Annotated in this window: 11 protein-coding genes; 5 read left to right on the forward strand and 6 right to left on the reverse strand. The window is 63.2% G+C overall.

Annotation, left to right across the window (positions count from 1 at the left end; translation table 11 throughout):
- Positions 1-86: 86 nt before the first annotated feature.
- On the reverse strand, positions 87-1,085 hold the full coding sequence (locus tag GGR90_RS07630; RefSeq protein ID WP_167920866.1) for an NACHT domain-containing protein: 999 nt from the start codon (positions 1,083-1,085) through the stop codon (positions 87-89).
- 103 nt (positions 1,086-1,188) lie between these two features.
- Between GGR90_RS07630 and GGR90_RS07635 the strand changes: the two genes are divergently transcribed.
- Entirely contained in the window at positions 1,189-1,497 is a 309-nt protein-coding gene (locus GGR90_RS07635) for a putative quinol monooxygenase (protein WP_167920867.1), read from the forward strand.
- A 104-nt stretch (positions 1,498-1,601) separates the two neighbouring features.
- Here GGR90_RS07635 and uvrA read toward each other — a convergent pair whose 3' ends face one another.
- Positions 1,602-4,493, reverse strand: coding sequence for an excinuclease ABC subunit UvrA (gene uvrA / locus GGR90_RS07640; protein WP_167920868.1), 2,892 nt, complete (start codon positions 4,491-4,493; stop codon positions 1,602-1,604).
- Between the two features lie 270 nt (positions 4,494-4,763).
- On the opposite strand from uvrA, the gene GGR90_RS07645 reads away from it, so the two are divergent.
- Positions 4,764-6,845 (forward strand): M13 family metallopeptidase, encoded by a 2,082-nt coding sequence (locus GGR90_RS07645; RefSeq protein ID WP_167920869.1) that lies wholly within the window; start codon positions 4,764-4,766, stop codon positions 6,843-6,845.
- Positions 6,846-6,861: 16 nt separating this feature from the next.
- On the opposite strand, the gene GGR90_RS07650 is transcribed toward GGR90_RS07645, so the two are convergent.
- Complete coding sequence (locus GGR90_RS07650) at positions 6,862-8,394, reverse strand: BCCT family transporter (RefSeq protein ID WP_167920870.1); 1,533 nt, start codon at positions 8,392-8,394, stop codon at positions 6,862-6,864.
- A gap of 131 nt (positions 8,395-8,525) precedes the next feature.
- Between GGR90_RS07650 and GGR90_RS07655 the strand changes: the two genes are divergently transcribed.
- Positions 8,526-8,957: a hypothetical protein gene (locus tag GGR90_RS07655; RefSeq protein ID WP_167920871.1), complete on the forward strand. Its 432-nt coding sequence runs from the start codon at positions 8,526-8,528 to the stop codon at positions 8,955-8,957.
- Between the two features lie 124 nt (positions 8,958-9,081).
- Here GGR90_RS07655 and GGR90_RS07660 read toward each other — a convergent pair whose 3' ends face one another.
- Positions 9,082-9,726 carry a hypothetical protein gene (locus tag GGR90_RS07660; RefSeq protein ID WP_167920872.1) on the reverse strand — a complete coding sequence of 215 codons (645 nt, stop codon included), beginning with the start codon at positions 9,724-9,726 and terminating at the stop codon, positions 9,082-9,084.
- A gap of 153 nt (positions 9,727-9,879) precedes the next feature.
- Between GGR90_RS07660 and GGR90_RS07665 the strand changes: the two genes are divergently transcribed.
- Positions 9,880-10,245, forward strand: a complete 366-nt coding sequence (locus tag GGR90_RS07665) for a UrcA family protein (protein WP_167920873.1) — start codon at positions 9,880-9,882, stop codon at positions 10,243-10,245.
- A gap of 47 nt (positions 10,246-10,292) precedes the next feature.
- Positions 10,293-10,757, forward strand: coding sequence for a hypothetical protein (locus GGR90_RS07670; protein ID WP_167920874.1), 465 nt, complete (start codon positions 10,293-10,295; stop codon positions 10,755-10,757).
- A 100-nt stretch (positions 10,758-10,857) separates the two neighbouring features.
- On the opposite strand, the gene GGR90_RS07675 is transcribed toward GGR90_RS07670, so the two are convergent.
- Together GGR90_RS07675 and GGR90_RS07680 are read right to left on the reverse strand one after the other, a co-directional pair.
- Positions 10,858-11,589 (reverse strand): LytR/AlgR family response regulator transcription factor, encoded by a 732-nt coding sequence (locus GGR90_RS07675; protein WP_167920875.1) that lies wholly within the window; start codon positions 11,587-11,589, stop codon positions 10,858-10,860.
- A 1-nt stretch (position 11,590) separates the two neighbouring features.
- On the reverse strand, positions 11,591-12,763 hold the full coding sequence (locus GGR90_RS07680; RefSeq protein WP_167920876.1) for a sensor histidine kinase: 1,173 nt from the start codon (positions 12,761-12,763) through the stop codon (positions 11,591-11,593).
- Positions 12,764-12,802 lie beyond the last annotated feature (39 nt).

The raw sequence follows: 12,802 nt of genomic DNA on the forward strand, positions 1-12,802 counted from the left end.
GCTCCGCTGCACAGGCCATTGCTTACACCGCGCTCATGCGCAACAAAGCTGCTGGGCTCTAATCCCGGCTGGTGGAAACCAGGGGGTCACGTCACGATCGCTCTACGCATTTCCTTTTCATCGTCAAAATAATGAAGCCTTCCTGCGCACACAATCGAAGTTTGAACTGGCGATTCTGAGAGAAAATTTGAAAGTAAAATCGATGCTGCGAGGCGTGCGTCACGCAAATTTCTCGTAGTTGAAGAAAGTTGCGTAGGAGACAGTTCGTCGAATCCATCGAGAATTAGCGTGGAGTACCCCGCTCTCCATGCCGAAACTAACCGATGGGGCGATGGGTGCCCCAATTTCGTAGCGTGTCTAATTAGGGCTTCCGACGGATCAGTTTGTCCAAAATGATCGCGAAGATTCAAATATATGGGAAATTGAGTGGTTTTATGATTTTCAAATAGAGAGTACATTTTATAGTAAATATGACGAAGAGCCATGCTCTTTCCCGCGCCGTAGTCGCCTATTATAGCGCCTCTATACCCGGGCGACTGAATCTTTTTGCATATATCGCTTACAGAAATTTCAGAATTTCCCGCGCGGTCGCAAAATCTAACTTCGATGTACTCACTCAACGGGACATTTTTATCGTTATCATTGTCGGGATTCCGGATGCTCCCAAATGGATAATTCGAGCGAAGCCGAAGGAATTCTCTTGCGTCAAAAAGTCTATTGTAAAGCGATTCGAAACCGCAAACTTCGATCGGACATCTTGCCCTTGCTCGTCCCTTGACCCCCTCTTCGATCTGATCCGCAGTTGGCGGTTCCGCAGTAACAATCCATATTTTAACATTATGGGTTGGCTTTTCTCGGCGAATCTTCCCAACTAATTCTGAGCTTTTTCTGATATCATTTTTTACCTTGTCGGTTTTCTTCGATACTGTAGCCTCAAAAATATGAACGCATTCCCCATCGTCGAAAAGCCCATCGCGTTCGCGACCGTCTGCATATCTGCTGTCGTTTGGGTTAACCCCAGGGAAAAGTTGTTTAGCAATTTTTCTGACCTCTTCTTCAAAGGCAGCATCGTTGCTAATGTTCATGTCTCTTTACCCTCCATCGCATAATGGGTAATTGAATATGGGCCGTTCCTGCTTTTGGCAACAGCAGCCTCGATTAACCCGTCAGGATGAGTTTACGCAGGGCATGATCATAATCACCGGCGATGTCATCCTCACTCCCGAACATCGCGAGCGCATGATCGCGCTCGGCGCCGAGCATAGTGCGCGGTCGCGCGGCGAGGCGGGGTGTCTGGCGCATCATTGCCATGTCGATGTCGAAAACCCCGACCGGCTGATGTTCGTCGAGGAGTGGGAGAGCGTCGATGCGGTCCGCGCCCATTTTGCGCTGCCCGCGGCGCGCGACTTCGTCGCCGACATGCGCGCGCTGTCGCCGCATCCGCCGGTGATCCGGATTTATGCTGCCGAGGATATTACTGCGAAGTTGATGGGCTGAATCTCCCCTCCCACTTGTGGGAGGGGTCGGGGGAGGGCATGTGTCCTTCGTGCGGAGAGGCAACAGGCCCTCCCCAAACCCCTCCCGTAAACGGGAGGGGCTTCTTACTTCCCCAGCAGCGGCGCCAGATATTGGCCGGTGAAGCTGCGCTTCGCCTTCACCACCTGTTCGGGCGTTCCCGCCGCGACGATCTCGCCGCCCTTGACCCCGCCTTCGGGGCCGAGGTCGAGGATATAGTCGGCGGTCTTGATGACGTCGAGGTTATGCTCGATCACCACGACGCTGTTGCCCTGGTCGACGAGCGCCTGGAGCACTTCGAGCAGCTTGCGCACATCCTCGAAATGCAGGCCGGTGGTCGGCTCGTCGAGGATGTAGAGCGTCTGCCCGGTCGAGCGGCGCGACAATTCCTTGGCGAGCTTGACGCGCTGCGCCTCGCCCCCCGACAGCGTCGTCGCCTGTTGCCCGACCTTGATATAGCCGAGCCCGACGCGGACGAGCATCGCCATCTTGTCGCGGATCGCGGGCACCGCCTTGAAGAAGTCCGCCGCATCCTCGACCGTCATGTCGAGCACGTCGGCGATGCTCATCCCCTTGAACTTCACCTCCAGCGTTTCGCGGTTGTAGCGTTTGCCGTGGCACGTCTCGCACGTCACATAGACGTCGGGCAGGAAGTGCATCTCGATCTTGATCAGCCCGTCGCCGGTGCAGGTCTCGCACCGCCCGCCCTTGACGTTGAAGCTGAAGCGCCCCGGCTTGTACCCGCGCGCCTGGCTTTCGGGCAGCCCCGCGAACCAGTCGCGGATGATCGTGAAGGCGCCGGTATAAGTCGCGGGGTTGCTGCGCGGCGTGCGGCCGATCGGCGACTGGTCGATGTCGATGACCTTGTCGCAATGTTCGAGCCCTTTGAGGCTGTCGTGCGGTCCCGCGACCATCCGCGCGCCGTTGAGCACGCGCGCCGCGCTGGCGTAGAGTGTGTCGATGATCAGGCTCGACTTGCCCGACCCCGACAGGCCGGTGACGCAGGTGAAGGTGCCGAGCGGGATCTTCGCGGTGACATTCTGCAGATTGTTCGCCCGCGCGCCCTTGAGCACGAGGTCGAAGCCGTTACCGGGACGGCGGTGCTTCGGCACCTCGATCTTCTTCGCGCCGGTCAGATACGCCGCGGTCAGGCTCTTCGTGTTCTTGAGCACCTCGTCGAGCGATCCCTCGGCGACGATCTCGCCGCCGTGGACGCCCGCGCCGGGGCCCATGTCGACGACATAATCGGCGTGGCGGATCGCATCCTCGTCATGCTCGACGACGATGACGGTGTTGCCGAGGTCGCGGAGGCGCTTCAAGGTCGCGAGCAGCCGGTCGTTGTCGCGCTGATGCAGCCCGATGCTTGGTTCGTCGAGGACGTAGAGCACGCCTGACAGCCCCGAGCCGATTTGCGAGGCGAGGCGGATGCGCTGACTCTCACCGCCGCTGAGCGTGCCGCTGGTGCGGTTGAGATTGAGATAGTCGAGCCCGACATTGTTGAGGAAGCCGAGCCGCTCGTTGATCTCTTTCAGGATCGCTTTCGCAATCTGTTTCTGCGTGTCGTTCAGCTTTTCCTCGAGGGTGCTGAACCAGTTCAGCGCGTCGGCGACCGAGCGCTGCGCCGACATGCTGATGTCCTCGCCCGCGATCTTCACCGCGAGCGGTTCGGGGCGCAGCCGCGCGCCATGGCAGGTCTCGCACGGATGCGGCGCCTGATATTTGCTCAGCTCCTCGCGCATCCACGCGCTTTCGGTCTGCAGCAGGCGGCGGTTGAGATTGCCGATGACGCCCTCGAACGCCTTGTGCGTCGTATAGCTGCGGCGTCCGTCCTTGAAGGTCAACTCGACGGGCTTGCCGCCGCTGCCATAGAGGATGATGAGTTGAACCTCGCCCGGCAAATCCTGCCACGGCGTCGTCAGGTCGAAGCCGTACGCTTTGCCGAGGCTTTCGAGCACCTGCATATAGTAAGGCGAGGGCGGGTTCGATTTCGCCCACGGCACGACCGCGCCCTTTTTCAGGCTCAGCGCATGGTTGGGGACGACGAGGTCGGGGTCGAACTCCTGCCGCTCGCCGAGCCCGTCGCACGCGGGGCAGGCGCCCTGCGGCGCGTTGAAGCTGAACAGCCGCGGCTCGATCTCGGCGATCGTGAAGCCCGAGACGGGGCAGGCGAATTTCTCGGAGAAAATCAGGCGGTTGGCGGGGATGCCCGCGCCCTTCATCGCGCCGCCGGTGTCCTCCTCCTCGCGCCCCGGTACCGGGCCGTCGGCGAGGTCGACATAGGCGAGACCTTCGGCAAGTTTCAGCGCGGTCTCGAAGCTGTCGGCGAGCCGCGTTTCGAGGCCTTCGCGCACCGCGACGCGGTCGACGACGACCTCGATGTCATGCTTGTATTTCTTGTCGAGGCTGGGCGCCTCGCCGATCTCGTAGAATTCGCCGTCGATGCGGACGCGCGTGAAGCCGTCCTTCTGCCACTGCGCAAGTTCCTTCTTATACTCGCCCTTGCGGCCGCGGACGACGGGCGCGAGCAGATAGGCGCGGGTGCCTTCGGGCAGTTCCATCACGCGATCGACCATCTGGCTGACCGTCTGCGCCGAAATCGGTTCGCCGGTGGCGGGCGAATAGGGAATGCCGACGCGCGCCCAGAGCAGGCGCATATAGTCGTAGATCTCGGTCACCGTCGCGACGGTCGAGCGCGGGTTGCGCGAGGTCGTCTTCTGCTCGATGCTGATCGCCGGCGACAGCCCGTCGATATGCTCGACATCGGGCTTCTGCATCATTTCGAGGAACTGGCGCGCGTAGGCCGACAGGCTCTCGACATAGCGCCGCTGTCCCTCGGCATAGATGGTGTCGAAGGCGAGTGACGATTTGCCGCTGCCCGACAGACCGGTGATGACGATCAGCGCGTCGCGCGGCAGGTCGACGTCGACGCCCTTGAGATTATGCTCGCGCGCGCCGCGAACCTTGATGTGGGTCAGCATTGGGAAAACCCATGCTGACGGAAAATATGGGTGAGACTCATGGGAGGGGTTTGTTCCAGATTTGTTCTGATGGCGCAAGAGCGGTTTGCGCCCGTTCGCCGCATAGATAGGGGGCCGGATGCGACGCCGCAATGCGGGTGTTTCCACCAACCCCACAAAGGCTTCGACCAGCGTCGGCCCGCTCGCTTGACCCTTCGTCCCGGCAGGCGGACAAATACGCCATGCGCGCCGCCTTGATCGGACGGCGCCGGGGAATGGGAGACTGGGGATATGAAGAATTTTACTTCGAGCGTCGCGGGACTGGCGATTGCGGCAGCGTTGATTGCGACGCCCACCATGGCGAATGATGTAAATGCGCGCGGTGCTCTCAAGGCGGCGGCGGAAACGGGCGAAGGCGATGCTTCGGCGGAAGGCGCGCTGACGGCGCTGACCTTCGGCAAATGGGGCGTCGACCTCGGCGCGCGCGACACGTCGGTGAAGCCGGGCGACGATTTCGACAAATATGCCAACGGCGGCTGGTTCGCCCGAACCGAGATCCCGGCCGACCAAGCCTCGGCGGGGGTCGATTATGACGTCTATAATCTGACCCAGCGCCAGCTTCGCCAGCTTGTCACAAGCGCGCCCGCGGCGAGCCAGGTCGGCGGCCTTTACCAGAGCTTCATGGACGACGCGCGGGTCGAGGCGCTGGGCACAAAGCCGCTAATGGCCGACATCGCCGCGGTCGCCGTGATCAAGGACAAGAGCGCGATGGCGCGCTTCATGGGCGGCACCCAAGGGACGTTCGGTTCGACGATCGTCAGCGGCGGGCCCTATGCCGACACCGCCGATCCGACGGTCAATGTGCTGTGGCTGGGGCAGGCGGGGATCGGCCTGCCCGAGCGCGACTATTATCTCAATGACAGTTTCAAGCCGCAGCGCGATGCCTATCGCGCCTATATCGCGCGCACGATGAAGATGGCGGGTAATGCCGACCCCGAAAAAGCCGCCGATGCGATCATGGCGTTCGAGACCGAGATCGCGAAAGTCAGCTGGGCGATCGCCGACCGCCGTGACATCGGCAAGATCAACAACCCGATGTCGTCGGACGAGCTTGCCGCCTATGCGCCGGGGCTCGACTGGAAGGCGTGGTTCGCCGGCGCCGGCATTGCGCCGCAGAAACGTATCATCGTTAACGAAAAGACCGCGGTACGCGACATCGCGGCGCTCTATGCCAAAACCCCGCTCGACACGATCAAGCTGTGGCAGCAGTTCCACGTCGCCGACAATGCCGCGCCCTATCTCGACAAGGCGTTCGTCGACAGCCGTTTCGAATATACGAAGGCGCTGAGCGGGGTGGGCGAACTGCGCCCACGCTGGAAGCGCGGGTTGACGCTGGTGGACGGGAGCCTCGGCGAACTGGTCGGCGAAACCTATTCGAAGCAATATTTTCCGGCGAGCGCGAAGGCGAAGATGGAGGTGCTCGTCGCCAATCTGAAGCTTGCGATGGGCGATCGCATCCGGGCCAACAGCTGGATGGCGCCCGCGACGAAGGATGCGGCGCTGGCGAAGCTCGCGAAGATGGACGTCATGGTCGGCTATCCCGACAAATGGCGCGACTATTCGGCGCTGAAGATCGACCCCGCCGATCTTTACGGCAATGTGAAGCGCAGCGCCGCCTTCGAATATGCCTATGCGCTGTCGGACCTTAATAAACCGGTCGATCGCAAGAAATGGGCGATGAATCCGCAGACGGTGAACGCCTATAATGGCGGACTGGAGAACAAGATCGTGTTCCCGGCGGGAATCCTGCAGGCGCCCTATTTCAGCGAGAGCGTCGACGATGCGGTCAATTACGGCGCGATCGGTGCGGTGATCGGCCATGAAATCACGCATGGTTTCGACGATCAGGGCCGCAAGATCGACGCCGAGGGCGCGGTGCGCGACTGGTGGACGGCGGAGGACGCGGCGCGCTTCGATGCCCAGGCAAAGGCGTTCGGCGCGCAATATGCGACTTATGAGGCCGCGCCGGGCGCCTTCATCAATCCCGACCTGACGATGGGCGAGAATATCGCCGATCTGGCGGGGCTCGAGGTCGCATACGACGCCTATCACCGCTCGCTGGGCGGCAAGGAAGCGCCGGTGATCGATGGGCTGACCGGCGATCAGCGCTTCTTCCTCGCTTTTGCGCAGGCATGGCGTGACAAGGCGCGCGAGGATGCGATCAAGCAGCAGGTCGCGAGCGATCCGCACAGCCCGGCGCGCTGGCGCATCATCGGGCCCGTGCGCAATGTCGATGCGTGGTACAAGGCGTTTGGCGTTGAAGCGGGCGCAAAATATTATCTGACGCCCGAGGCGCGCACGAAAATCTGGTAGTCCTGAGGCCCCTTTCTCAGGATCGGGCGGGGGCGGCTTCGTGCCGTCCCCGTACCGCCATCACGGTGAGCGAGAGTGCGGCGCCGACGATCACGAACAGCGCGGGGAAGCCGCCGAGCACCGACATCATGCGGATGCCGTCGAGCCCGCCGCCCGCGACGAGAACCAGCGCGACAAGGCCGACGGTCACGCCCCACACCGCCTGCACCCACAAGGGCGCTTCGGGGCGTTCGGGGGAGATGCCGTGCGTCGACAGCGCGCTCATCGCCGACACATTGGCGTCGGCGCCCGCGACGTAAGAGAGGAAGATCGCGAACAGCACGATCGCCGCGACGACGGGGCCTCCGCCGAGCGCACTGAACAGGCGGAACAGCACGGGATCGGGGCCCTGCGCGGTAAGGATCGCATAGAGGCCGGCGCCGCTTTGCTGGTCGAGCGCGATCGTCGCGCCGGCGATCGCGGTCATCCACACCGCGCCGAACAGCGACGGCAGGATCAGGTTGTACAGGATGAAGGCGCGCACGCTGTATCCGACGGCGAGACGGCCGAGGAAGAGCGCGGTGACCGGCGCCCAGGCGAACCAGTTGGCCCAGTTGAAGATCGTCCATTGGCGGTGCCAGTCGGTGTCGACGTCGAGGCCGAGGTTGCGGGGGAGGAAGGTCTGGAAGTAATCGAAGGTGCCGCGGAGCGCGAGCTCGAGCATCGAGGCGGTGGGGCCAGCGAGCAGGACGAAGGCGATGATCGCGAAGAAAATCCAGGTGTTGAGCACCGAAAGGCCGGCGATGCCCTTTTGTACGCCGGTCGCTGCCGAGATGAGGAAGCTCGCGACGATCGCCGCCGCGATCGCCCAGCGCAGTGCGGTGCCGCCGTCGAAACCGCCGATCCCCTCGACCCCGCCGGCGAGCGCGAGCAGGCCGGCGCCGAGCGAGGCGGCCATGCCGGCGACGAGCGCGTAGAGGCAGATGATGTCGATCCCGGTGCCGACGGGGCCATGCGCGCGCTGGCCGAGCAGGGGGACGAAGAGCGACGACAGGCTGAACGGTTCGCGGCGGTTGTAATAGACGAGCGCGAAGGCGAGCCCGGCGACGGTGTAGATGGCGTAGGGCGTCAGCGTCCAGTGGAGGAACATCGTCGACATGGCGAAGGTCGCGGCGGCGTCGCTGCCGGGTTCGAGCCCCAGCATTGCGGGCGGATCGTTGAGATGGAACAAGGGCTCGGCCGCGCCCCAGAAAAGGATGCCGGTCGCGATCGTGGTGCAGAGCGTCACCGCGAACCAGCGCCAGCGCGAGAGGATGGGCGCGGCGTCCGGCCCCCCGATGATCCGCCCGCCGAGCGGCGAGAGCGCGATGCCCGCGAGCAGCGCGAGAAAGCCGATCCCGGCCCAGGCGAAGAGCGGCGAGAAATTGCCGAGAATCCAGTCGTTGATCGCGGTTTCTGCCGCGAGCACGGCCGGCCCCTGCCACAGGCTGAGGATGACGGCGGCGAGAAGCACCGCGAGCGGCGTGAAGAATACCGGGCGATTGAGCGGGTGTTTCGGGAGTGCTGGCAAAGGGTCGGCCGATCGGACAGGATGGAGGCGTCCAGCATGGCGGCTGCCCGATCCGAGGTCAATTCGGGCGGAACGGTCCACCGGGCCACGCGTTCGATCGCCGGAACCGATATTTTGAAGGAGTGACTTCGATGACCAGAAGGATTTGGACGGCGGCCGCCGCCTTCGCGCTGCTCGCTTCGGGCCAGGCGATGGCCTGGCAGACGCCCGAGGCGGCACCGGCAGCCGAACCCGCCCCCGCACCCGAAGCCGCCGGAGAAGAGACGGCACCCGACGGCACGACGCCCGAGGAGCGCGCGAATACCGCGCGGCTCAACGCCGCGCAGGCCTCGCGCGCCCGCGCCGACAATACGACCTATGCGCAGGAAGTGTCGGCGGCGCAGCAGCAGGTGGCGCACGACCAGCAGGTCTATACCGACGAAACCGCGGCCTATGAGGCCGAAAAGGCGCGCGTCGCCGCCATGTCGGCCGAAGAACGGATCCAATGGGAAGCCGATGCCGCGGCGTGCAAGGCGGGCGATACGACGCGCTGCGCGCCGCCCGCGCCGGTGCCGCCGCAGTAGGGGTGGAGCGCGATCTTTTTTTTGATCGTCATCCCGGAAGGCCGGGACCTCGCCGGTGCGTCAACACGATAGGGTGAGATCCCGGCCTTCGCCGGGATGACGGAAGAGAGGCGACGTCTTTCGTTCAAAGATGATCAGGGTCGAAAGAGCTTGGGTCGAGGCCGATAAGGCTCTCCCCTGAAGGGGAGGAGCCTGATTTTATTGCGGGTTGGATGGGTGGGTCGGCGCTGTGCATTGTCGGCGGATTCATGCCATTGCTTTCGGGGGTGACCGTTTCGAGCGGATCGGGGAAGCGGCCGCCATATCGATAGCCGTCGTGGGCGGGTTCGGGGGCGAGCTCGGCCGGCGGCGGTGCGTCGATCTCGACGGCGCCCAGCTCGCGAAAGGCGCCGTCCATCCTCGGCTCGCGTTCGGCGCGGAGCCTGGCCGCGACTCCATAGCTGTCGGGGCATCCGATGCACGGCGCGGCGGTCGCGCCCTGCCGCACGCGCGCGTCCGGATTGGCGCTGTACTGCGTGAAGGAGGCGGAATCAGCGCCCCCGCGAACTGCCGCGAGCGGCTTGGCGACCGTTTCGCCCAGCAGCAGCCCGATGAGCGTTCCGGCGAGCGCAAGCAAGAGCAAGCGGACCAGAATTTCGCCGCCGCGCCGACTCGCCGCGAAAGATAATTTCCACGCCACCGGCTGATTTGGCCCCAAGCGCGCGCGCGATGCAAGCTTGGCGCCATGATATTGCCCCGCCGTCGGCCATTCGTCGACGGCTGGAAGCATTTCGTCCGTAAATCGAGCGGCCGTTCGCCCCGATCGATCCAAGGATGAATCCCGTGGCGTCCAGGGCGTATCACCCGTGTTGCGGGATATCGGAAGACGGTCTCCCCGGTCCGCGATCCGGTATCCCGCATCCCTTGTAGAGAGGACTCCCCCATGGCGAAACTTTCACTCATGCTGCTGGCGGCGCCGCTGGCGACGGCCGGCTTTTCCCTTCCCGCCGCGGCGACCCCCGCGGCCGGCGACGATGGCGAGCGGCGCACCGCGATCGTCCGATATGACGATCTGAACCTGTCGAGCGTCGAGGGACGCGAGCGGCTGACCACGCGCGTAAAATATGCGGTCCGGAAGGTCTGCGGCAGCCGGCCGCAAAATCGTCCCAGCCTGCGCGAGCGTGGCGCCTCCAACCGCTGCGAAGATACGGCCATGGCCGACGCCGATACGAAGCTGGCGGCGCTGTTCAACGGCGAGGGCGCCCGCTACGCCGATCGCGGCAGGATCGTCATCCTCTCCGCTCCCTGACGACCCCGACCATATGTGTCCCAAGAAGGCGGTCATGCCCCAGCGGCATGACCGTCCTTTTTTCAGTCGGGAGCGGACATTGCGCCTTAAAATATCCGTTCGCATCGAGCGAAGTCGAGATGCCCCTCGGGCTAAGCGTTCTTTCGATGGGTGTCTCGACTTCGCTCGACACGAACGGAACATGGGAATATCCGCTGCCGATTGCGGACGTTCAGCTTCATGATCATCTGGGCACCACACAAATTGGCCGGGGACAAGATTTGAGGACTGTAAAGGAAATCGGTGGGGCGGTTCTCTGCCTCCTAATTGTTTGCGCTGCATACTGGCTCATGACAATCTCCGCCGACGTCGCATTTTGCCCGGATATTAAGATCCAAATCGGCGACCCTGTGCCTGACCATGGATGCCGAACGGATGTGCTGGCTGCAGCCCTATATTATGGAGCGCCCATCGTCGGTGTCGCATTGATGGCCTTAATCTATTGGGCGCTTAGAGACCGTGGAGACAGCTAGTTTGGATGTGTCGGGATCCCGGCGGCTGTAGTACGAACGTCCGCTCTTCAACCCAAAGCCGATGTTTTCCGGCGAGCTCGCGGCACCGCCGCTCTTTTCGTCAGGCGTGCATGATCGCCTTGACGTCGTGGAGGTAGGTGCGGCCGATGCGGTGGACACCGCCGTCGCCCAGGTCGACGCTCCACGCGCCGTCGCCATGATGCTTCAATCCGACGATTCCTTCGCGGCGGATCATCTTCGACCGGTGGATTCGCATGAACTGGTCGGGGTTCATGCGCGCTTCCAGCGACTTGATCGTCTGGTGGATCAGCCAGCTGCGGCCGCCGACGTGAAGGCGCATATAGTCGCGCTCGGCCTCGATCAGATCGACCTGGCCGGCATCGATCCGCAGCATCTCGCCGCGGTTCTGGACCCAGAATTCGTTGATCCACTTGCTCTTTTGCGCCGGCGCCCGCTCGGTCGCGCGCCATTCGCGAACGCGCGACAAAGCGCGGGCGAGGCGATCGGGGGACACCGGCTTGAGCAGATAATCGACCGCCGCGACGTCGAACGCCGCCACGGCATAGCGATCGAAGGCGGTGACGAAGACGACCGCGGGCGGATTGTCCATGGCCTCGATCGCCGCGGCGACCTCCAGCCCGTTGAGATCGGGCATCGCGATGTCGCAGAGCAGGAGGTCGGGCGCGAGCGCGTCGACCATGCGCAGCGCCGAGGCGCCGTCGCTGGCGGTGCCGACGAGGGCGACGCCATCCTGTTGCCCGGCGAGGATTTGCAGGCGCTCGATCGCCAGCGGTTCATCATCGACGATGAGGGTGCGAAGTGTTTGCAGCATCTTAACAAGCCTCCCGTGCCAGTGGCAGCCAGAGCGAAACGACGAAGCCGCCATCGTCGGACGGCCCCCATTCGCAACCCGCGGTGGGGCCATAGCGCGTCAGCAGGCGCTCGCGGACATTGCCGAGGCCGAGTCCGGTGCCCGAAGCGGGAACTGGCGCCTTGGGGTCGATGTCGTTTTCGATGCGCAGGATGAGCAGGCCATATTCGGCGCTGGCGGTCAGGCGGATCGCGATCTTTCCCTTGCTGGGCGAAACGCCATATTTGATCGCATTTTCGATGATCGGTTGCAGGATCAGCACCGGAACGCAGGCGTTTTTGAGCTCGTCGGGCATCGCCACTTCGACCTGAAGCCGGTCGGGAAAGCGCGTCTGTTCGATATCGAGATAGAGACGCTGAAGCGCGATCTCCTCGTCGAGGCTGACGAGCTGTTCGGGATCGACCGCCAGGCTCGAGCGCAGGAAGGACGCGAGGTTCATAATCATCGTCTCGGCCTCGCTCTTCGACCCCTTGAGCACCAGCGTCGACAGCGAATTGAGCGTGTTGAAGAGGAAGTGCGGATTGACCTGATAATGGAGCGCGCGGAGCTGCGCGGTCTGCGCTTCGATCCGGAAATGATTGGCGCGCCGTTCGACCGCGCGCATTTCATTGGCATAGCCGAAGGCGACGTAAAGCGCGGCCCAGACGGCGAAGAAGAAATACCAGCGGATCGAGCTGTCGAGGATCAGTACCATTTCCCACGCGACGGGGAATTTCGACTGCACTTCCTCGATGATCTTCGCGGTATCGGGCGCGGGAAACCAATAGAAGAAGACGAAGAGGTTGATCGTGGCATAGACGACGACGAGCGGGATGGCAGCGCCCAAAGCGGCGGCAAGGCGCGCGCCGAAGCTTTGCGGCTGGGCGCGCTGGAGCAGCTGATAGAGGACGAAGGTGCATAATATGCCCGCGATGACGACGATCGCGCGGCGGCCGGCATAGGACCATTGTTCGGGCGCGCCCGTCAGCATCGCGAGGCCCGTGGTGATCAGGAAATAGATCAGCCACATCGCGATGATCGACCCGATCGCGACGCGCGGGTTGACGCGGGCGTCGGAGGCGCGCCAGTCGGGCGCCGCCGCCAGCATTTTCGCGCGCTGGTCGCGCAGCGCGTCTTTACGGTTTGTCACATTCATTGACGTTGCTTTAGCGGCAAAAGCCGGTCGATGGCTAGC

This window comes from Sphingopyxis italica, assembly GCF_011926545.1.
GTDB classification, from domain to species: domain Bacteria; phylum Pseudomonadota; class Alphaproteobacteria; order Sphingomonadales; family Sphingomonadaceae; genus Sphingopyxis; species Sphingopyxis italica.

Coding starts and splice junctions, on each gene's coding strand:
- GGR90_RS07630 (WP_167920866.1), bottom strand. CDS start 1,085: ATGAACATTAGCAACGATGCTGCCTTTGAAGAAGAGGTCAGAAAAATT.
- GGR90_RS07635 (WP_167920867.1), top strand. CDS start 1,189: ATGATCATAATCACCGGCGATGTCATCCTCACTCCCGAACATCGCGAG.
- GGR90_RS07675 (WP_167920875.1), bottom strand. CDS start 11,589: ATGCTGCAAACACTTCGCACCCTCATCGTCGATGATGAACCGCTGGCG.
- GGR90_RS07655 (WP_167920871.1), top strand. CDS start 8,526: ATGACCAGAAGGATTTGGACGGCGGCCGCCGCCTTCGCGCTGCTCGCT.
- GGR90_RS07670 (WP_167920874.1), top strand. CDS start 10,293: ATGACCGTCCTTTTTTCAGTCGGGAGCGGACATTGCGCCTTAAAATAT.
- uvrA (WP_167920868.1), bottom strand. CDS start 4,493: ATGCTGACCCACATCAAGGTTCGCGGCGCGCGCGAGCATAATCTCAAG.
- GGR90_RS07680 (WP_167920876.1), bottom strand. CDS start 12,763: ATGAATGTGACAAACCGTAAAGACGCGCTGCGCGACCAGCGCGCGAAA.
- GGR90_RS07665 (WP_167920873.1), top strand. CDS start 9,880: ATGGCGAAACTTTCACTCATGCTGCTGGCGGCGCCGCTGGCGACGGCC.
- GGR90_RS07660 (WP_167920872.1), bottom strand. CDS start 9,726: ATGCTTCCAGCCGTCGACGAATGGCCGACGGCGGGGCAATATCATGGC.
- GGR90_RS07645 (WP_167920869.1), top strand. CDS start 4,764: ATGAAGAATTTTACTTCGAGCGTCGCGGGACTGGCGATTGCGGCAGCG.